Source organism: Peribacillus sp. FSL R5-0717 (genome assembly GCF_038002945.1).
GTDB lineage: Bacteria > Bacillota > Bacilli > Bacillales > DSM-1321 > Peribacillus > Peribacillus frigoritolerans.
This window is the reverse complement of record NZ_JBBOOF010000001.1, coordinates 1,127,203-1,146,968: the sequence shown is the minus strand read 5'-3', so window position 1 is coordinate 1,146,968 and position 19,766 is coordinate 1,127,203. Positions and strand designations below refer to the sequence as shown.

At 43.0% G+C, this 19,766-nt stretch carries 20 protein-coding genes; 17 read left to right on the top strand and 3 right to left on the bottom strand.

Annotated features, from left to right (window positions below; genetic code table 11):
* The first annotated feature begins 12 nt into the window (after positions 1–12).
* From cobA to NYE65_RS05510, 7 genes are all read left to right on the top strand, one after another.
* Complete coding sequence (gene cobA, locus NYE65_RS05540; protein ID WP_340859997.1) at positions 13–1,458, top strand: uroporphyrinogen-III C-methyltransferase; 1,446 nt, start codon at positions 13–15, stop codon at positions 1,456–1,458.
* A gap of 185 nt (positions 1,459–1,643) precedes the next feature.
* Positions 1,644–1,817: a hypothetical protein gene (locus NYE65_RS05535; RefSeq protein WP_328176340.1), complete on the top strand. Its 174-nt coding sequence runs from the start codon at positions 1,644–1,646 to the stop codon at positions 1,815–1,817.
* A 141-nt stretch (positions 1,818–1,958) separates the two neighbouring features.
* Positions 1,959–2,369 carry a DUF4064 domain-containing protein gene (locus NYE65_RS05530; protein WP_328176339.1) on the top strand — a complete coding sequence of 137 codons (411 nt, stop codon included), beginning with the start codon at positions 1,959–1,961 and terminating at the stop codon, positions 2,367–2,369.
* Between the two features lie 178 nt (positions 2,370–2,547).
* A complete protein-coding gene (locus NYE65_RS05525; RefSeq protein WP_340859996.1) occupies positions 2,548–4,428 on the top strand; it encodes an immunoglobulin-like domain-containing protein in 1,881 nt (626 codons plus the stop codon).
* 433 nt (positions 4,429–4,861) lie between these two features.
* Entirely contained in the window at positions 4,862–5,110 is a 249-nt protein-coding gene (locus tag NYE65_RS05520; RefSeq protein WP_340859995.1) for a hypothetical protein, read from the top strand.
* Between the two features lie 227 nt (positions 5,111–5,337).
* Entirely contained in the window at positions 5,338–5,889 is a 552-nt protein-coding gene (gene lepB / locus NYE65_RS05515) for a signal peptidase I (protein WP_340859994.1), read from the top strand.
* Between the two features lie 248 nt (positions 5,890–6,137).
* Positions 6,138–6,623 carry a DedA family protein gene (locus NYE65_RS05510; protein ID WP_034309313.1) on the top strand — a complete coding sequence of 162 codons (486 nt, stop codon included), beginning with the start codon at positions 6,138–6,140 and terminating at the stop codon, positions 6,621–6,623.
* An 86-nt stretch (positions 6,624–6,709) separates the two neighbouring features.
* On the opposite strand, the gene NYE65_RS05505 is transcribed toward NYE65_RS05510, so the two are convergent.
* Positions 6,710–7,444: an SDR family NAD(P)-dependent oxidoreductase gene (locus NYE65_RS05505; RefSeq protein WP_057276749.1), complete on the bottom strand. Its 735-nt coding sequence runs from the start codon at positions 7,442–7,444 to the stop codon at positions 6,710–6,712.
* A gap of 444 nt (positions 7,445–7,888) precedes the next feature.
* Between NYE65_RS05505 and NYE65_RS05500 the strand changes: the two genes are divergently transcribed.
* The 8 genes from NYE65_RS05500 to NYE65_RS05465 all read left to right on the top strand — a co-directional run bounded on the left by NYE65_RS05500 (position 7,889) and on the right by NYE65_RS05465 (position 17,191).
* The gene (locus NYE65_RS05500; RefSeq protein ID WP_328131437.1) at positions 7,889–9,226 is read left to right on the top strand and encodes an MATE family efflux transporter; all 1,338 of its coding nucleotides are present in this window, start codon (positions 7,889–7,891) and stop codon (positions 9,224–9,226) included.
* Positions 9,227–9,381: 155 nt separating this feature from the next.
* Entirely contained in the window at positions 9,382–10,794 is a 1,413-nt protein-coding gene (gene pepV, locus NYE65_RS05495; RefSeq protein WP_328110259.1) for a dipeptidase PepV, read from the top strand.
* A 21-nt stretch (positions 10,795–10,815) separates the two neighbouring features.
* On the top strand, positions 10,816–11,670 hold the full coding sequence (gene dat, locus NYE65_RS05490) for a D-amino-acid transaminase (protein WP_340859993.1): 855 nt from the start codon (positions 10,816–10,818) through the stop codon (positions 11,668–11,670).
* Between the two features lie 214 nt (positions 11,671–11,884).
* Positions 11,885–13,123 carry an Nramp family divalent metal transporter gene (locus tag NYE65_RS05485; RefSeq protein ID WP_057276745.1) on the top strand — a complete coding sequence of 413 codons (1,239 nt, stop codon included), beginning with the start codon at positions 11,885–11,887 and terminating at the stop codon, positions 13,121–13,123.
* Positions 13,124–13,582: 459 nt separating this feature from the next.
* Entirely contained in the window at positions 13,583–14,146 is a 564-nt protein-coding gene (gene thpR, locus NYE65_RS05480; RefSeq protein WP_340859992.1) for an RNA 2',3'-cyclic phosphodiesterase, read from the top strand.
* 19 nt (positions 14,147–14,165) lie between these two features.
* Positions 14,166–15,173 carry an NERD domain-containing protein gene (locus tag NYE65_RS05475; RefSeq protein ID WP_340859991.1) on the top strand — a complete coding sequence of 336 codons (1,008 nt, stop codon included), beginning with the start codon at positions 14,166–14,168 and terminating at the stop codon, positions 15,171–15,173.
* Complete coding sequence (locus tag NYE65_RS05470; protein ID WP_340859990.1) at positions 15,085–16,116, top strand: diacylglycerol/lipid kinase family protein; 1,032 nt, start codon at positions 15,085–15,087, stop codon at positions 16,114–16,116. Before NYE65_RS05475 ends, NYE65_RS05470 begins: the two co-directional genes overlap by 89 nt.
* 292 nt (positions 16,117–16,408) lie before the next feature.
* Entirely contained in the window at positions 16,409–17,191 is a 783-nt protein-coding gene (locus NYE65_RS05465; RefSeq protein WP_034311469.1) for a phosphotransferase family protein, read from the top strand.
* On the opposite strand, the gene NYE65_RS05460 is transcribed toward NYE65_RS05465, so the two are convergent.
* On the bottom strand, positions 17,192–17,467 hold the full coding sequence (locus NYE65_RS05460) for a YtzH-like family protein (RefSeq protein WP_034309293.1): 276 nt from the start codon (positions 17,465–17,467) through the stop codon (positions 17,192–17,194). It abuts the gene before it with no gap.
* Between the two features lie 242 nt (positions 17,468–17,709).
* On the opposite strand from NYE65_RS05460, the gene trmB reads away from it, so the two are divergent.
* Both trmB and NYE65_RS05450 read left to right on the top strand, forming a co-directional pair.
* On the top strand, positions 17,710–18,348 hold the full coding sequence (gene trmB, locus NYE65_RS05455) for a tRNA (guanosine(46)-N7)-methyltransferase TrmB (protein ID WP_034309290.1): 639 nt from the start codon (positions 17,710–17,712) through the stop codon (positions 18,346–18,348).
* A 129-nt stretch (positions 18,349–18,477) separates the two neighbouring features.
* Positions 18,478–19,323 carry a YtnP family quorum-quenching lactonase gene (locus NYE65_RS05450; RefSeq protein ID WP_340859989.1) on the top strand — a complete coding sequence of 282 codons (846 nt, stop codon included), beginning with the start codon at positions 18,478–18,480 and terminating at the stop codon, positions 19,321–19,323.
* 48 nt (positions 19,324–19,371) lie between these two features.
* On the opposite strand, the gene NYE65_RS05445 is transcribed toward NYE65_RS05450, so the two are convergent.
* Positions 19,372–19,689, bottom strand: a complete 318-nt coding sequence (locus NYE65_RS05445) for a PepSY domain-containing protein (RefSeq protein WP_034309283.1) — start codon at positions 19,687–19,689, stop codon at positions 19,372–19,374.
* Positions 19,690–19,766: the final 77 nt, after the last annotated feature.

Below are 19,766 nucleotides of genomic sequence, written 5' to 3'. Positions count from 1 at the left end.
GGTGAGTGCGGCATGACCAAGGGCAAGGTTTATTTTGTTGGTGCAGGTCCGGGTGATGAAGGCCTGATTACCGTAAAAGGCCAAAAAGAGATTGAAAAAGCGGATGTCATTTTATATGATAGATTGCTGAATCCCAAGCTGTTGGAGGCTGCCGCCTTCGATTGTGAATTGATATATTGTGGCAAGACACCTTATGCTACTGGCATCAGCCAAGGGGAAATCAATGAGCTGCTTGTTTCCAAAGCACTGGAAGGGCATCGGGTCGTCCGTTTGAAAGGCGGTGATCCTGCCGTTTTTGGAAGAGTCGGGGAGGAAGCGGAATCGTTGAAAGATGAGGGAATCCCATTCGAAGTCATTCCGGGGGTTACGTCCAGCATTGCTGCATCCATGTACGCAGGAGTTCCCGTCACACATCGGGATTACGGACGTTCCTTTGCGATGGTGACGGGCCATGACCAAACGAAGAAGGATATAGATTGGAATGGGCTTGTGAGTATAGATACGGTTGCCTTTTATATGGGTGTGGCCAACCTTCCGTCTATCCGCAAAAATTTGATCAATCATGGAAAGCCGGGGAATACACCGGCACTCGTCATTCAATGGGGCACTTATGGAAGACAGGAAAGTGTCGAGGGGACCTTGGGTGATATCGTCGAACGGGTAAGTGGAAGATCGCTTGGCAATCCTGCAATCACCCTGGTCGGTGATATCATTTCACTAAGGGGACAACTGCAATGGTTCGAAAGGAAGCCGCTTTATGGACAACGGTTTTTAGTGGCCCGGACGGGGACGGCAAAGAGTGCCTTGGCGGAAGCCCTGTATGAACTTGGCGGCGAAGTCATGGAGTTTCCTAAATGGAATGCGGAAAAAGTGAAAATAGAAGAAAGTCAGCTGCTCGCTTTTCTTTCATATGATCGAATTCTCTTCACTTCGCCTGAAAGTGTCCATGGATTCTTGGATTCACTCACTGAACAAGCTATTGATTTCCGCCGGATTTCTTCTAAACTATATGTGTTATCAAGGAAATCGAAAAAGGCTTTGCAGCAAAGGGGTCTGACGGCCGAGCTCAAATCAGGGATGCCGGAAGCCGGAACACTGTTAGTTGTTGGAGATCGAAACAGGGATCTTAGAGATCCGGCACATGGGGACGGAGACTATATTCAATCAATCGCTAAATTTGTCGATGAAAGATTCCTTGAAATCTTTCCGAGAATGCTTGATGGGAAACCTGTAGGAACGGTACTATTTTCAAACCGGCATTCAGTCGATATGCTGATGCAATATGGGAACAAGGCAAACGTGGATGTTGAAGCGCTGCTAAAACAAGCCTCCATCGGGGTGATCGGGGAAAGTACCGGCAATAGACTTCAAGACTATGGATTTACATCTGATATGATGCCGAAAGAACCGTCTGTCGAACAATTGGTGGATTTGATCGTGAATAGGAATGTTTTTTAGGCTCTGATAAAAACAGAGTCTATTTCCTTTGGGGGGCTTCGTTATTCACCTTCTATTAATATTGTGGGCGTTCAGTGTTAGGGCCAATCGTGTTATCATTTAATTACGGAACAACACGGAGTGCGAAAAGCCCTCACTTACTGCTTTTATTGGCCGGAATTCATTCAAAGACAGAAGGTGACTTCATGTTTAATATTGGCGATGTTTTATGGCAATTATTCTACCTTGCCCTACTTGTTCTGTTATTCGTTATGGTTATGAAGGCGGTCCGTTTCTTTATAAAGCATATGACAAAAATGAATAACCTGGATAATAAAAGAGATGAATTACATGAACGATTGAAAAAGAAGGATGAATGAAGGCAAGGCAGGGGGGCGTTAAAGGATTTGGAAGAATTCACCAAATTTACACTCAATTTTGAGGAGTAAGGAATAAAAGTCTTTTATTCCTTCACAGATTGGGTATTATATATACGTGACTTTTCCAGGGAGGCGAAGTAAATGAAACGGACATGGGAATACGTATTAAGTATCATAGGCGTGAGTATCGCCGCGATTTTTTTAATCGTTACGATCATAGCGGCCGTCTATCTCAACAGTATCGATTTGAAAGAAATGATGGACTACTCATTAATGACAGATTCCGAGTTTTCCTCATCTGAGGTAGAAATGTCAATCAAGTTATTCATGGGCATGCTTTGGGTGGGGATCATATCGCTGTTCATTGCCTTGGCAGGCGGTTTGATCGCTATCTTTCTATTAAAGGGCGGCAAGGCGAAGGGAGCCGGAATCTTATTGATCATTACGGGCATTCTGACGATTTTTCATGTTTGGCCGCTTATCTTCTTCATCATACCGGGTATCATGTGCCTTGTAAGGAAGCCGAGGGAAACGGTGGAAGTGATCGAATGATCCGGCAGCATACATAGTTTTGAGATTTGAAAACAAAGGAGCTTTCCCGATAATGCGGGTAGCTCCTTTTATGATGTAAGGATATTTGAGGAGGAAATACCCTATTATACCTGAAATCACCAGTCTATCATGTTACTATTATTATAGATTTAAATATAAATAGACTGGAGTTCGATCGATGAAGATACCTTTAATGAAGATTGGGGCACTGACCTGTTTAACACTCGGTTTGTTCAATGGACAGGCTTTTGCGGAGTCTGGAATAACCAATGCGTGTTCATCATTCGGTGAGATTCAACCCAATGAAAATCCTTCCCATAAGCAGATCAACTGCTTACTGACGAATGCGGCAATAGAGGCTGAAATCCCCCCTGAAGTGGTAAAAGCGGTGGCTACGCAGGAAAACGGGGATTGGAGGCAATTTAATGAGGATGGTAAACCGATTATATCCGACGATGGCGGCATCGGTCTAATGCAGCTTACCAATAAAAGTGGGTATGACCAGAAAAAGCTGGAAAATGATATAGTCTACAATATCGGGGCAGGCGTCGAGGTCCTGAGTGGCATGTATTCAAGAAGGGATTTACCCAAGATCAAAGGTGCAGGGCGCAGGGGCATCGAAAATTGGTATTTCCCTGTCATGGCTTACAATGGGACAAAACCGGTGAACAGTCCTCTTTACCAGGAAAACGGGAAAATAAATGTGAATGCGTACCAAGAGGAAGTTTTTGCTGAGATAGAAAACCAAAGTTATTTGAATGATACGAAACTGGCAAAATATCCATTCAAAACTTCGGACTTTCAATATGATCGTTACAGCACGGAAAATATCGTCTTTAAAAATCTTGAATACACCCTGACAGATCAAACGCATGACTCTGTTTATTGGTTCAAGGCAGGAGACAAAGTGATGACGACATTGAGCGCGAATATCAGGAAAGAAATAAGCACTACGGCAGGTGCAGTAACTGTTCCGCCAAATAAAAGCTTGATCATCACAGGGAATTTTGACTATCACGAATCTAAGGGAAATAAATTTGTCTTTTACCCCGTACAAACGGAAGACAAGAGTATTAAGGGGTATGTTTCATCAGCTTACATCTCCAATCGGCCATCGATTGTCAAGGATACGAATAAGCCTGTGATTTCAGGGACTGCCGGTAAATCAATTCCATTCAACTCAACTTTCAATCCTAAAACCGGCGTAAAGGCGAAGGATGATAAAGATGGTGACTTAACGAATGTCATCCGAGTTGAAGGCAAGGTCGATACCAAGAAAGTGGGCACCTATAATTTGACTTATACGGTAGCTGACAAAGCTGGGAATGTTTCCAAGGTCACAAGGAAAATAACCGTTTATGATCAAGTCAAGCCTGTGATTTCAGCTGCCGGGAACAAAACCATCAAACTTAATTCTTCATTCAATCCAAAAGCAAACGTGAGTGCGAAGGATAATGCCGATGGAAATTTGACTAGTAAAATCAAAGTGACGGGTACAGTCAATACGAAGAAAAAGGGGACCTATATATTGAAGTATACGGTCACAGATTCATCGAAAAATGGGGCGACAGTCACAAGAAAGATCACGATAGATGGCACCAAGCCAGTCATCTCGGGAGCCAATAGTAAAACCGTTGGCTATTATTCGACATTCAGCCCTAAATCGGGCGTATCAGTCAAAGATAACCTGGATGGCAACATGACGAGTAAAATAAAGGTGACAGGTACGGTGAATACAAAGAAAAAAGGTACGTATACATTAAAGTATACAATCACTGATTCATCGAAAAATACGGCAACAGTCACAAGAAAGATCACGGTAGACAGTACAAAGCCGGTCATTTCCGGTGCCAAGAGCAAAACCATTGCCTATAACTCGGCATTCAATCCTAAATCAGGTGTATCCGCAAAAGATAATCTTGATGGTAGCTTAACAAGTAAGATCAAAATAACAGGGACTGTGAATACGAAGAAAAAAGGCACCTATACATTGACTTACACAGTTACGGATAAATCGAAGAACAAGGCGGGAGTAAAAAGGAAAATCACCATTAAATAGAAGGCCAACAAGGATTCCCTGAATAGGGGAATCCTTGAGTTTGTAGGCAAGGGATTATCTGAATTTTTAAACAAAGTTGATTGGAGCGGGTGTGCGAGACTCCTGCGGGAAAAGCGAGTCTAGGGTAGACCCCACAGGCGCAAAAGCACCGGGGAGGCTACCGGACCGCCGCGGAAAGCTAGTGCCCTACGTTTCAATCGACGTCCGAGATTTTACAAACCCTCATAAAAACTGTAGATAAACTTGATTTTCATCATCTAAAGTCTGTAGGATTCCCTGAATAGGGGAATCCTTTTTTGAAGTCTGAATGTGTTTGGCTGAAAGATAGGCATATATAATAGTAGAAAGTGTCCCCAAGGGTGGAGTGGGTATTGATAAAAATGTTATAATTGTAAAAACGTGTAATGATAAGTGATCTGAAGGGGGATTGTTTATGGGCAAAGAACACGGGCATGTGAACTGGATGGATCAGATTTTCAAGGAATATGAAAGAGAAGGCGGGCTGAAGAATAATCCTGGCTTTGGTAAACCGCTTATGGAGTCGGCGCTGTCGGGAAATATATATGACCACTTCTTGACGAAGGCCAAGGATGCCGGCTTCCTTGCTTTGGATAAAATGGCAAAAAGAAATTCGCGAAAAGCTAGCCGAATTGGTTCGATTGAAAAAAATGAATGGAACTGAATCTGAATTAATGAAACGAATGGGTGAAATAAATGAGAAAGTCCGTACATATAATGCGATTTGTCCAACCAAAATGCAGCGCAGGGAAATAGAGTTGGAAAGCATGGAAATTCAGTATGTAAAATGGGATTAAATGACAATGTGTAAAATGTGGGTATTTGTATGACGTGATCATGAAAGGATTATGTTATAATGGCATGAATAAAAAATAGAGAGAGGGACTTCGATTGGAAAAAAGAAAAGAAGTTTTTTCATGGATAAAAGCGATATTGATTGCAGTCATTCTAGCTTTTTTAATTCGAACGTATATTTTTGCACCGATTGTCGTGGACGGTGAGTCAATGATGCCGACTCTGCAAGACCACGAAAGAATTGTTCTTACCAAGTTTGGAACGAATATCGATAATATAGACCGGTTTGATATTGTCGTTTTTCATGCAACGGTAGATAAAGATTATATAAAAAGGGTTATCGGTCTGCCAGGTGACCATATTGAATATAAAGACGATACGCTTTATATTAATGGGAAAGCTTATGAAGAACCATACTTGGACAAATATAAGAATCAGATGGCATCAGGCGTGCCGCTGACTGAATCCTTCAGGCTCGAAGATATTACAGGCAGCATGACAGTGCCGGAAGGCCAGTTGTTCCTTATGGGGGACAATCGCCAAAATAGTTTGGATAGCCGTGAAATTGGCACGATTTCCGTCGATGAAATCGTGGGCAAGGCGAATCTAGTGTATTGGCCGATCAATGAAATAAAGATTGTGAAATAAGAAGAAGCGGACTCAGGTATCGAGTCCGCTTTTATTGTTGCCGATTTTCATCCTTAATGAGGAAACTGCCATACAGGTATTTCAACAAAAAACGTGTTCATTCTTCTTTTTTTTCTATTTTTTTTTTTGAAAATCAACTCATTTGGGTTAAATTAGGTTATCCTATTAAAAAGAAGTAATCACGTTACCCAGGCCCGCATAAGAAAATGGATTACTTTAATAAAGGGTGCTGAGATGGAGTACTTTAGATGGATATAGTAAAAGATTTAATATCAAACTATGGTTATTTTGCGATATATGGATTGTTGGCGATTGGAATTATTGGCTTGCCGGTACCTGATGAGTTCATGATGACTTTTGTCGGCTATTTGTCATCCATTTCCGTTTTGAATGTCCAGGGAGCATTCCTTGTCAGTTTCCTTGGCTCGATATCCGGGATGCTTGTCAGTTATTTCATCGGGAAAAAGGTGGGGAAGCCTTTTTTGAGGAAGCATGGTAAGTGGATCAAAATGACCCCCGCGAGGTTGGAAAAATTGGAGAAATGGTTCAATAAATACGGTCCATGGACGATTATCATCGCCTATTTCATTCCAGGAGTCCGTCACTTCGCCAGTTACATTTCCGGTATGAATGGAATGGGGAAACGAAAGTATTTTATCTTTGCAGGAGCAGGGGCATTCAGCTGGTGTTTGGTATTTACGACTTTTGGCTATTTCATCGGTGTGTTAACTTAACTCATTACAACTTACAAAATTTCTTTATTGAATCAGAAAATCCCGTTTCTGAGTATTAGAAACGGGATTTTCCATTTCTGCTTTAATTATTGAGCGGAGTACCCGCCGTCGATGACAAGCTCGGCACCAGTTACGTATGAAGCTTCATCAGATGCTAGATAAAGCACGGCATTTGCAATATCCGCCGGCTGACCCAAGCGTTGTAATGGAGTGGCCTTGATCATTTGGTTCACTAACTCTTTTGATTCTTCTAATTTTTGAGTCATCGGTGTTTCGATGATACCAGGGAATACGGCATTGACACGGACGCCCATGCGGCCATATTGTGTTGCGGCAGCCTTGGAAATAGCACGTACGGCACCTTTTGAAGCTGAATAAGAGTTTAAGCCCATTCCGATTTGAGCTGTAAAGGAAGAAATGTTTACAACTGCGCCTTTACCTTCTTTAGCCATGTGAGGAACAACGTGTTTCATTCCAAGGAATGGTCCAAATCCATTGATGCCTAACATTAGCTGCCAATCGGCCAATGTCGTATCGTTAATGCCTTTTTCCGTTGAGATACCGGCATTGTTTACCAAAATGTCGATTTGGCCAAATTTAGCGATAACTTCATCCGTCACCTTTTTCCAGCTTTCGTCTGAAGATACATCAAGTACAGTACCATGGACGTTATCGAGTTCATTCACGGCAGCTACAGCTTTTTCATTGATATCGGCAGCAATGACTTGTGCTCCTTCTTTTGTGAATAGGTCTACCATTTCCCTGCCCATACCAGATGCTCCGCCAGTGATAATGGCTACTTTATCAGTCAATCTTCCCATCATGATCACTCCTAATTAGTTGTTATAACGATGAATATATATTCAAGCATAGTTCAAAAGGTATATTATCAACGAGCAATACTAAAAACTCCTTCAAGAATCCGTCAAGCATTTTATTTTCCGGCTTGGGAAATGCCTTTTTCTTGCTGGATAAAAATGTACTTCCCATAAGCCCTGCGGGTTGAAAGCGATATCAATCTTTCAATCTTCAAACTTTGATACGTAAATGATCCAGATTTAAAATGGCTTTTACCCGTTCTATTTGAAACGTTCCACAAGTAATCTTGTAGTGGCATCTCTTGCATGTTGGGGAGCACCATATGAACAATTCTAGTGATTAAAATTAAATACTGCAATATTTTTGTACTTTGAATACAAATTTTTATAACGAAATTCCAATTCTAACTTTTCAGAACTTTTATGTACATAGGAGGTCATCATTTTATGAATAACAGAGTATATCTTTCCTTGGCCATCCCGCTTACGATTTCGACGATGAGTACGCCCTTGCTCGGTGCGGTCGATACGGCTGTGGTTGGAAAGTTGAGTGATCCCGCTTATATTGGCGGGGTGGCTGTCGGAACAATAATTTTTAATACGATGTATTGGCTTTTTGGTTTTCTTCGGGTCAGTACATCTGCTTTCGCTGCACAAGCGGAAGGGGCAAGGGATGAAAAGCAAACCCTGATGGCCTTGATTCGGCCTTTTTTCATTGCAGCGATCATCGGTCTGCTTTTTATCGTGATCCAAAAGCCCATTTTGAATGTATCGTTAGGCGCAATCGGTCCGGAATCGGATGTTTCCGCCTTTGCCGCAGATTATTTCGGCATCAGGATATGGGGCGCGCCATTTGCTCTATTGAATTATGTCATCTTAGGCTGGTTAATGGGGAAATCGAGGATAAAAACGTCTTTGTTCATTCAAGTTTTCATGAACGTGATGAATATAATCTTATGCCTCGTTTTCGTTAATGGCTTTTCATGGTCTGTATCAGGGGTTGCTGCCGCTACACTGATATCAGAGATTTCTGCTTTTTTACTGGGCTTGTGGGTCATCCGGAAAGCGGTTAACGTACCGGATTCTTTTTCAATCCGGGAGGGGTTCGATCGGGCTTCCCTGAAAAAAATGATGGTGGTCAACAGGGATTTATTCATCAGGACCATTTGCCTGATCACGGTTTTCAATCTTTTTACGGCCAAGGGAGCGACTTTCGGGACAGAGACCCTGGCGGCCAATGCCGTACTCATTCAAATCCATTATCTGATGGCCTATTGCTTTGATGGCTTCGCGAACGCGTCAAGTCTTCTGGTCGGGAAGGCGATTGGTTCGAGAGATATAAACCTTTATAAAAAAACACTCTCACTATCGGCGCGGTGGGGCTTGTATGCCTCTTTCATACTTGCCGCATCTTACTATCTTTTCAGCGATGAGGTCATTCTCTTATTCACGGATATTCCCGGCGTCATCGAATTGGCCCATGAATATGGACTTTGGATAGTCCTATTCCCATTCAGTGCCTTTATCGGACTCATTTTTTATGGAGTGTTTACCGGTGCGACTGAAGCCGTTCCAGTAAGGAACTCGATGCTCCTGGCACTGATGGCTTTTTTAATAGTCCAATTCGCAGCAGTAAGCAATCATGGCAATCATGGTTTATGGCTTGCATTCCTGGCTTTCAGTTTAGGACGTTCTTTGTTTTTAGCATTATATATCCCAAGACTGAACAGAAAAGTAACAGAATTAATGAATGACGATAGTCTAATGAAATCATCCTCTTTTTAATAAAAGAGGGTGTTTTTTTATTTTTGTAAGGATTTTATCGGTAGTTTGATGTTAGCAATAATTCGGGAATACGAAGAATAGGTAGCAAGGCTTGGCGAATGTGGTAGTAAAAGTGATAAAATGAAAAATATATATAAAAGAGGAGTTGTCATATTTTGAGTGAATTGAATTGGCGAGAAGAAGTTGAAAAACGGAAAATGGACTTATTGTTGGACACACAAAACTTATTGAAAATAAAAAGTGTACTTGATGAAGAACATCCGACAGAGGAGGCCCCACTCGGTAAAGGGGTGAAGGAAGCGCTTGATTTCATGCTTCAATTAGGCGAAAAAGACGGTTTTACTGTGAAAAATGTCGATAATGTCGCTGGGCATATCGAAATGGGGGAAGGCGAGGAGTTAATCGGGATATTATGCCATGTCGACGTGGTACCTGAGGGAGATGGCTGGAGTTCGGATCCGTTTGGCGCTGAAATCCGCAATGGCCGCATATATGCCCGTGGGGCAATCGATGATAAAGGGCCGACGATGGCTGCCTATCATGCGATGAAGCTGGTCCGGGAGCTAGGAGAACCTTTGAACAAACGTGTGAGGATGATCATTGGAACCGATGAAGAATCGAACTGGCGCTGCGTTGACCGGTACTTTGAAGTGGAGGAAATGCCTTCGATCGGCTTCGCACCAGATGCTGACTTCCCGATCATCAGTGCGGAAAAAGGAATCTGGGATTTCTCGGTTATCCATCCTGCCGATGCAGGAAATGGCACGAACTCAGACGTGAATGTCATCGAGTTTTCTTCAGGTCGAAGGACGAATATGGTACCGGATTTTGCGACGGCTATTGTGGAAACGGACAAACCTGCTGAAGTGGCGGCAAACTATCAGGATTATTTGCAAAAGTACTCATTGGGGGGCCAAGCCGTTCCGCAAAAAAATCAAGTGCTGCTTGAAATGAATGGTGTCTCGGCACACGCGATGGAACCGAACAACGGAAAAAATGCAGGTCTGCATTTAGCCGTATTTTTAGCTGATCTCACTCTTGATCCGCATGCGAAAGCCTACTTCACTTTCATCAAGGATCGTTTGTTCGAAGATTCCCGCGGAAATAATTTAGGTGTGGCTTATTCGGATGAGCAAACAGGAGAATTGACGATCAATGCCGGCGTTTTCAATTATTCTAAACAAGGCGACAGCTCGATCGGTTTCAGCATGCGTTATCCGGTCACGTTTGAGTGGGAACAGCAAAAGGCGGCGCTGGAAGAAAGGCTTGCGGCATATAATTTGAAAGTGAAGACCAATTCGCATTCAACTCCACATTATGTGGACAGTGAAAGCTTCTTGATCAAGACGTTGCAGAAAGTGTATGAAGCGGAGACAGGTGATAAAGCCGAGCTTCTTTCGATTGGCGGCGGCACATATGCCCGTTCATTGAAAGAAGGCGTTGCATTTGGCCCGCTTTTCCCTGGCAGCGAAGACATTGCGCATCAGAAAGATGAATATATTGATATTGAGGATATGCTTAAGGCTACGTCAATTTATGCACGTGCCATTCATGAATTGGCTAAATAAGAGGCAAAGAGGGAGAAAGACATGGGTAAAATCATTTTTAACGGCGACCTTAAAAGCAGGTCCGAAGTAAAGGTAGATATAGAAGACAGGGGATATCAATTCGGTGATGGCGTCTATGAAGTCATCCGGGTTTATAATGGCGAATTATTTACGGAGGATATGCATCTGAATCGGCTGATGGACAGTGCGAAGTTGATTCAGATGAAAGTTCCCTTTGCCATAGCGGAAATCAAAACCCGCATGAAAGAGCTGATCGCTGAAAATCAACTGAAGGACGGTATCGTCTATTTGCAGCTGACAAGGGGAGTATCTGCGCGTACACACTCTTTTCCAACTGCAGAGGTGGAACCGGTCTTTGTCGCCTATACAAAGGAAATGCCTTATACAGGCAAAATGAAGCCAGGGGTCAATGCTGTTACCACCGAAGATATACGCTGGCTGCGCTGTAATATCAAGAGTTTAAATCTACTGGGAAATATAATGGCTAAACAGCAAGCGATGGAAGCCGGCTGTGATGAAGCGATCCAGCATCGTGATGGTACGGTTACGGAGGGTAGTTCGTCAAATGTATCAATCGTGGTGGATGGGCAACTTAAAACGCATCCGGCCACAAACTTGATCCTGAATGGAATTACCCGTCAGGTGATGCTGAAGCTTTGCGCTGATCATGGGATTCCCTATGTCGAAGAACCCTTTACGGTCGACGACATGATGGCAGCCGATGAAGTTCTTTATACAAGCACTAGCGTCGAAGTGACACCAATTATAAATATCGATGGCCAATCGATTGCAGCCGGGGAACCCGGTCCGATAACTCAAAGACTGCAGAAACTGTTTTCCGAGGAAATCGAGAAGCAATGCGGTTCCATTAAATAGAGTAACGCCCCTTTGCCACTAATGGCAAGGGGATTTTTTATCTGTTAACCGGAAGCGAGATGGCCTTCCCCGAATCCCCGATCACGTTAATTACATCGATATGCAATCCTCCCTTTTTGACATTTTCAAGAACCAGGAATATACTTGCTAATAACCTAAAAAGTTTACCTGTCGCAACAATTTAAGTTGCGTATAAAAAGGAGTTGACATAGATATGTCCGATGTGTTGCATCAATCTTCTTCGAGAGGAATAAAAAAACTGCTTCCCTATCTAGGGCCTGCCTTCATAGCAGCTGTTGCCTATATTGATCCAGGGAATTATGCGACCAATATTACAGCCGGCTCTAAATATGGCTATACGTTATTATGGGTTATCTTCGCTTCCAATTTAATGGCTGTGCTAATCCAATCTCTATCAGCTAAATTGGGGATAGCCACTGGAAAGAACCTTCCGGAGCTATGCAGGGAAAAATTTTCGAAAAAAACATCTTTCTTATTATGGATTCAGGCTGAAGCCGTTATAATGGCAACCGACCTAGCTGAATTCATAGGAGCCGCACTAGGGATTTATTTATTATTTGACTTACCGTTAATCACATCGGCAATCATTGCAGCGATTGGTTCCTTTGCCATTCTGGAAATCCAGCGCAGGGGCTATCGAACATTCGAAGCCCTGATCACGGTCATGATATTTGTCGTTGTGATAGCTTTTGGCGCTCAAGTTTTTTATGCAAAACCTGACACTTCAGCCGTTGTTTTAGGACTATTCACTCCAAAATTCGAGGGAGTGGACAGCATTTTACTATCGGCCGGTATGCTTGGAGCCACCGTTATGCCACATGCGATATACCTTCATTCCTCTTTGACTCAAAGAAGGATAGTCGGAGTGAACGATATGGAAAGAAAAAGGATTTATCGTTTTGAGCTAATTGACATTGTCATCGCCATGTTGATTGCAGGTGCGATCAATGCCGCCATGGTCATCGTTTCAGCTGCCCTATTTCATAAGAATGGAGCACTAGTGGAGGACTTGGATGTTGCCTATCAACAATTCGGGGCCATGCTTGGACCATCAGTCGCGATGTTCTTCGGAATAGGATTATTATTTGCCGGTTTATCGAGCTCATCCGTTGGTGTAATGACAGGTGATGTTGTCATGCAAGGGTTCATTAAAAGACATATTCCGATTTATATAAGAAGGGTCATTACTACCGTCCCGCCCCTGCTCATAATATTATGGGGAGTGAATCCATCCAAAGCGCTTGTGATGAGCCAAATTGTACTCTCGTTTGGCATCGCGTTTGCCTTAGTGCCATTGATCATGTTTACAAGCAATAAAAAAATCATGGGCAGCCTGGTCAACCATAAAATCACCTCGAGCATCGCTTGGCTTATAGCTGTACTTATCATTGGGCTGAACTTGTTCCTGCTTTACGAAACACTGTTCAGCTAACATGGGAATGGCAGGGAAGGACCGATTTTTGGTCCTTTAGATTGAAACTCGATAATAATTGAGTCAGGTTTTTAAAATTTGACCGTTGATTTCCCCTCCAGGCACTCGCTTTCCGCGGGCGGTCCGGGAGTCTCCACGGTGCCTATGCACCTGCGGGGTCTCCCTTGGACGCGCTTTCCCCGCAGGAGTCTCGAACACCCGCTCCAATCAACTTTGGATAGTACTCCTTTTGCCTCCAGTATTCAGGACCGATTTTTGGTCCTTTTTTGCTGTTTTTTCGTTAATCTACACAGCCTGAAAAATACATTCCGGACCTGCGTATGATCCGTCAGGGGCTTTGTTCATAGGATAGTAGATTAGGGATATTCCTGTGGAGGGAGTATTTATTAGGAAGCCCAGGAAAAGGTATAGGCAATGGGGATTATGGTAAAATTAAAGGGAAAACAGGAAGGAATGGAAATGAACATGAATACTCATTTTTTCTTTGCTTTAGTATTGCCTGATGATATTAAGGCCTATTTAAATGCTGTTACGGAACAACTAAAGCCAGACTTTCCATTTAAGAAATGGCTGCATCCAGCCGATTATCATATTACGATGGCATTTTTGGGCAATGCTCCCGATACATTGAAAGAAGATGCTTTGGGGCGTGTGGGAAGCGAGCTTGCCAATGAGGCCTCATTCGGCTTGGAACTGGGCGATATCGGCGGTTTCGGCAAGAGTGATAGTCCAAGGATTCTATGGGCAGGCGTAAAGCAGCAAGAAAGGCTTTTTTCCATTCAAAGGAAAGTCTATAATTCCTGTATCGAGGCGGGTTTTGAACTTGATAAAAAGCCGTTTAAGCCTCATATTACACTGGCAAGAAAATTCGAGGGGGATAATCCCTTTTCGCTGGAGGGCGTTCGCCAGATGGCGAATGTGCAGGATAAGCATTTTGAAGCAGACCAGGTTGCGTTATATCAAACACATCTTGGAGCTTCCCCTTCATACGAGAAGATTTTTACGATAAACCTCCAAAAATAGAGAGATGGGTGGTGGTCGCATGGCACAGCTCATAAAGATGCAAGATTATATTTCCCGGTATGAGCAGGATATTTATCGTTATCCTACACAATTTGCGCGGTTGAAAAAACAGCAATGGGATAAATTGAAGGCTGCTTATAATGCGGGCGAGCTAGATCGGTTGTATAGTGAACCTACTGAAAGTGAAACACAGGTCAAATTTGATCCTCCTCAGGACGATTCGAAGCGCCTGTTTAAAAGGGTGAAAGGCATATTCCTCCGGACAGGTAAACAGGAGTCAGGGGCGGAAGAACTGCCGATGCCGAACCAGATTGAAGATCCTAATGTTTTTTCATTAAGGTTTCCGTTCCGGCCGGCCAGTCTCGATGAATTAAAGCAAAATTTTTTAAATCAATTGCTTCGTTTTCAAATGAAATGGGGGAGTTCGACGCTTCGTGAAAAGTCATTTGTGGACCAATCATTCTTTTTGGATGAGAGGCTCCGCTTTTTTCTGCAGCGTTTTCCGGATACGTTTCTCGTATTATATAAACCTATCTTTCTTTTGAAAAATGCGCCTGTTGAGGTCGAAGTCATTTTATTGACCCCAGTTGATGCTTGGTGCATCATGTTTCTGGAAGCGGAAGAAGACGCTGCTTTCATTGGGTCAAGTGAACGATTCTGGGTCCGCAGGCATCATAAGCATCCTGATAAAAAGGTGCTCAATCCTTTGCTTGGTGCAAATCGGATGACGAACATCGTCTCCCGGTTATTTGAGCTATATGGAGTGAACATGCCGATTAAAAAGGTGATTTTATCCCGGAATGGATATGTCGATTATCCCGAAGCCCCTTATGATATTACGATAGTGGATAAACGGACCTTCCCGGAATGGTTCGAAAGGATGCGGGCCATATCGTCTCCGCTCAAGGCACAGCAGTTAAAAGGGGCACAGGCTTTGCTTGAACATTGCCAAACTACATCCAGCCTGCGACCTGAATGGGAAGCGGAGTATAACCAAACGGATGGAAATCAGCATGCCGCACCTTAAAGAAACGGTGTATTTCATTGTCAATCCAATGGCAGGAAATGGAGAGAGTTTGAAGGTTTGGAAAAAAGCCGAGAAAATACTGCAATCAAAAGCTGTTCCCCATGAGGTGTTTTTTACACGGGAAAAAGGGCATGCGCTAAGAATGACGAAGGAGATCCTATCAGGGACGAAGCAGGATACCCGGATGATCGCTGTCGGGGGAGATGGCACGATCAATGAAATGATAAATGGCGCCATTGGTTTCCCTCACGCTATCATCGGTTCCCTTGCAGCTGGATCCGGCAATGATTATGTAAGGGGCATTCAAAAAACCGAGAGTGTGGAAGAAGCACTTTCTTTATTTCAGGATAATGCCTTTAGTGTCATTGATATTGGACAGTTCGAGACGAATGGCAAGATGGGGTATTTCGTGAACAGCCTGGGAATGGGCATTGATGCTGAAATTTCCGATGAAGCGGACCGTTCCCCTCTGAAAAAATGGTTTAATTTTATCAGAGCGGGTAAATTAATTTATCTGTTCATTTTTATAAAAAAGATAGTGACTTACAAGCCCGGCTGCATGGAATTGATCATTGATGGAGACCGGCATTTTTTGAAAAAGGTTTGGTTCATCGTTATTGCGAACCAGTCCTATTTTGGCGGCGGGATGAAAATTTCACCGATGTCGAAGGTGGATGATGGCAGGTTGAACGTGATTGCGGTCCATGATATTCCTTTGTTGAAATTATTGACCGTCTTCATCACCGTTTTATGGGGCGGTCACCTGAACATTAAAAATGTTGATTCTTTTTCCGGTAAAAAGATAAAAATGAAGAATGAAGGGTCAGTGAAAATCCAGTCTGATGGGGAAATTGTTGGTAGGAATGAAGTAGCTGCAGTGGTTCTGAAAGAGAAATTGCGCGTCATGTTACAGGCTGATAACCGATACAAAAATATGAAATGATTTATTTGTTTTTGTTTTATGCGTATAATCGTTTTATAGTACTTGACGAAGAAACCGTTTTTCAACTAAAATTTAATTTATGGCTATTGTTTAATTGCTCAATAGCTATTTTTTTATTTCTCTAAAATGAGGATGTTTTTAATTGCGGGTATCATCCCGATGCAAGTATATATGCAGCTTCGCCAGCAGGCGGATTTTTTATAAAACATGGACTCAAAGTAGTGGTAATACATACACTAGGTGAACGTACCCACATTTGTATGATTAAGCGAGGAAATCGAAGGTGAACCAGTTGGAACATTTATTAGGTCAGGAGTGGGATATATCCCCTGCTGGAGGAGCTACGGGAGAAGCCTTTATTGCCGAGAAAGAGGGGCAGAAGCTCTTCCTTAAACGAAATTCATCGCCATTTTTAGCTGTTCTTTCAGCTGAGGGCATTGTTCCAAAGTTAATGTGGACAAAACGCCTGGAAAATGGGGATGTAATTACGGCCCAGCATTGGATGGAAGGCAGGGAGCTATCTCAGCAGGAAATGAACAATATAAGAGTCGCAAAGCTGCTTCAAAAAATTCATCAATCCGATCCTTTGTTAAGCATGCTCAAAAGGCTTGGGAAATCCCCTTTACGACCTGAAAGTATACTTACAGACATAGAAACCGGGTTATCTTCGGATGTTACGGACATTCCGATTATCAAACAGGCCATCCATTTTTTACAGAACAATCTCCTGTTGATTGAATGCGACGAAAAAGTCGTCTGTCATTGTGATGTGAACCACAATAATTGGCTCATGACAGAAACGGACGGATTGTTCCTGATTGATTGGGACGGAGCGGTCATAGGCGATCCTGCCATTGACCTCGGCATACTCCTTTATTCATATGTCCCGAGGGAAGAATGGAATCAATGGCTTGCCCGTTACGGCAAGAAGCTTGACGCAGGCCTGGAGATGAGGATGAAATGGCACACGGTTTCACAACTTGTGCTTTCCATCCAATGGCATCATCGCAGGAAGCGGTACGAGGAAAGAAATGAATTACTGCAAAAACTGGAAGCTTTATTGATGGTCAGCTGATCAGAATTGATCTATATCATCCACCCACTGGGACAGGTCGTTCTGGTGGGTTGAAATATGTGCATCTAAATCGGCGGTACCGATGCCAGTCTGACTGTATTCGTAAATCTCCGTCAGTATCGTTTTCACATTGCTGTCAATTTCCATATTGATCATTAAGGATTTGACGAGCCTTTCAACCTGTTCACATTCAGAAACGGATCCGCAGCAGTCTGTTTGATGGTTGGTCAGTATATCTTTCAATAGTGACATTTGGTGTTCATGGGAAAGCGGCATATAATGCCTCTCCTTTCTTAAACATGGATTCAAGGGATTCCCAGGTGGTGCCCGCCTGCCCTTCACTTATTTATGGTGTGTTTTGCTGAAAGTTTTATACATGAAAACTACAGTGACTGTCGCCTGGATGGCCGGCAGTTTTTTTATTTGATCAGTGGGTGTTTCCTGAAAAAATCAACTTGCAGGATTCCATACACTCGTGTTATGGTTTGAACGATTATATTATAAATAGGGGTGTCATCATGCGTTTAAGAAATAAACCTTGGGCTGAAGACCGTTTGAATGATTTTCCACAATATGTAATTCAGCAGCCAGTGAGCCATAAAGGTAAATGGCATGAAGTTTTCGGAAACGATAATCCGTTATATATTGAAGTGGGTACGGGAAAAGGCCGTTTCATCACAGAAATGGCAAAGGCCCATCCTGATGTGAATTTCATTGGAATTGAAGTATATGGAAGCGTCATTGTCGCTGCATTGGACTTGCTGATTGAAGCGGATGTTCCAAATTTAAAGCTGTTGAATGTTGACGCGGCGAACTTAGGGGACTATTTTGCAAAAGGTGACGTGGATCGCGTCTACTTGAATTTCTCTGATCCATGGCCGAAATCACGTCATGCAAAACGTCGGTTAACATACAAGACCTTCCTCGAAGTATATGAAGGCATCCTGCCAGACAAAGGCGAGATTCACTTCAAGACGGATAATCAAGGGTTATTCGAATCTTCCTTGAAAAGTATTTCCGAATACGGCATGCTCTTGAAATTTGTAAGCCTTGATTTGCATAACAGCAGTTTTGAAGGCAACATCATGACTGAATATGAAGAAAAGTTCTCGAGTAAAGGCAATCGGATATACCGATTGGAAGCAATGTTCCAATAATCAACGATCAGAAACCAGGTGCACAGCATCTGGTTTTTTTGTTTGTTTATGATTCACGGGGATGACTTGATTATTATCAATTTCAATATATGGAAGCGGGTGTTAAACTAAAGGCAGAGGAGGGGTAAAATGGAAACGATGCAAATAGGGGAAATAAAATTAACATGGTTGAATGGCGGTGTGACACACTTGGATGGCGGGGCGATGTTCGGTGTTGTACCGAAACCGCTTTGGTCCAAGAAGTATCCCGTTAACGAAAATAACCAAATCGAGTTACGTACGGATCCGATTTTGGTCCAGGCTAATGGATTGAATATGCTTATAGATTCCGGTATTGGCAATGGAAAGATGAATGACAAGCAGAAACGGAATTTTGGGGTGACGGAGGAATCCAATCTTCTCGAAGATCTTGGCAGACTTGGGATTCAGCCAAATGATATCGATTACATTTTAATGACCCATCTACATTTCGATCATGCCTGCGGGTTGACGAAACGTGAAGGTGAAACTTGGGTGCCTGTTTTCGAGCGTGCAGAAATCATCACCACCAAAACGGAATGGGCGGAAATGAAAAACCCGAATATTCGTTCAAAAAGTACATATTGGGCAGAAAACTGGGAGGCTGTCGCTTCTCTTGTACGTCCTTTTGAAGGGGAACAGGAAATTGCGGCCGGCATTAAAATGATCCATACCGGGGGGCATAGTGATGGACATGCGATCATCATCATAGAAGATGGCGGGGATAGATTGATCCACATGGCAGATATCATGCCGACGCACGCGCATGCGAATGTCCTCTGGGTCCTCGCTTATGATGATTATCCCATGACTTCCATCGAGGCGAAGGAAAAGTGGATGAAATCCGGACTGGAAAATGGGTCCTGGTATAGCTTTTACCATGATGCCCAATACTGTGCCATCAAATGGGATGCAACGGGTAAGGAGATACTAGCCGAATTGAAACGGAAGCGTTAAAAGGAAAGCGAAAGGAGGACGTCATCTGACGGCCCTCCTTTTTTTGTTTCAATCATTTTGAGCATTAAGCTCCAATATCGTTCCTGTCGAAGCATCTGCAACAAATTCGAATTGCTCGCGTTTACCTTCTGTATTTCTGGTGATCCCGCCTTTGTACACTTCATAGTCCAAATCGTTTTTTGTATAGTTTTCCGGCTTCATCAAGATCCATGAGCCATATATATTTCCGTCCTTTTTGACTGTTTCCTTCACTTGGGCCAAGACTTTATCGGGAGAAGGTTTACTTGATTGATCCAATAATTGTTTTGCTGCATAGCCAGCAGCAAACCCGGCTGCAGTACCTAGTAAAAACGTTTTCCAATTCATTGATTTCTCCTCCATTGCATTTTATAAAATCACTTCTTCTAGTATACAGAAGAACGCTTTATTTGACTAATAATTTG

Bases quoted from the DNA above. Each gene is read 5' to 3' on its own strand.
- dat (WP_340859993.1), top strand. From the start codon at position 10,816: ATGGGTAAAATCATTTTTAACGGCGACCTTAAAAGCAGGTCCGAAGTA.
- NYE65_RS05510 (WP_034309313.1), top strand. From the start codon at position 6,138: ATGGATATAGTAAAAGATTTAATATCAAACTATGGTTATTTTGCGATA.
- NYE65_RS05505 (WP_057276749.1), bottom strand. From the start codon at position 7,444: ATGGGAAGATTGACTGATAAAGTAGCCATTATCACTGGCGGAGCATCT.
- NYE65_RS05445 (WP_034309283.1), bottom strand. From the start codon at position 19,689: ATGAATTGGAAAACGTTTTTACTAGGTACTGCAGCCGGGTTTGCTGCT.
- NYE65_RS05450 (WP_340859989.1), top strand. From the start codon at position 18,478: ATGGAAACGATGCAAATAGGGGAAATAAAATTAACATGGTTGAATGGC.
- thpR (WP_340859992.1), top strand. From the start codon at position 13,583: ATGAACATGAATACTCATTTTTTCTTTGCTTTAGTATTGCCTGATGAT.
- cobA (WP_340859997.1), top strand. From the start codon at position 13: ATGACCAAGGGCAAGGTTTATTTTGTTGGTGCAGGTCCGGGTGATGAA.
- NYE65_RS05535 (WP_328176340.1), top strand. From the start codon at position 1,644: ATGTTTAATATTGGCGATGTTTTATGGCAATTATTCTACCTTGCCCTA.
- NYE65_RS05500 (WP_328131437.1), top strand. From the start codon at position 7,889: ATGAATAACAGAGTATATCTTTCCTTGGCCATCCCGCTTACGATTTCG.
- NYE65_RS05485 (WP_057276745.1), top strand. From the start codon at position 11,885: ATGTCCGATGTGTTGCATCAATCTTCTTCGAGAGGAATAAAAAAACTG.
- trmB (WP_034309290.1), top strand. From the start codon at position 17,710: ATGCGTTTAAGAAATAAACCTTGGGCTGAAGACCGTTTGAATGATTTT.
- NYE65_RS05520 (WP_340859995.1), top strand. From the start codon at position 4,862: ATGGGCAAAGAACACGGGCATGTGAACTGGATGGATCAGATTTTCAAG.
- NYE65_RS05530 (WP_328176339.1), top strand. From the start codon at position 1,959: ATGAAACGGACATGGGAATACGTATTAAGTATCATAGGCGTGAGTATC.
- NYE65_RS05460 (WP_034309293.1), bottom strand. From the start codon at position 17,467: ATGCCGCTTTCCCATGAACACCAAATGTCACTATTGAAAGATATACTG.
- NYE65_RS05525 (WP_340859996.1), top strand. From the start codon at position 2,548: ATGAAGATACCTTTAATGAAGATTGGGGCACTGACCTGTTTAACACTC.
- NYE65_RS05475 (WP_340859991.1), top strand. From the start codon at position 14,166: ATGGCACAGCTCATAAAGATGCAAGATTATATTTCCCGGTATGAGCAG.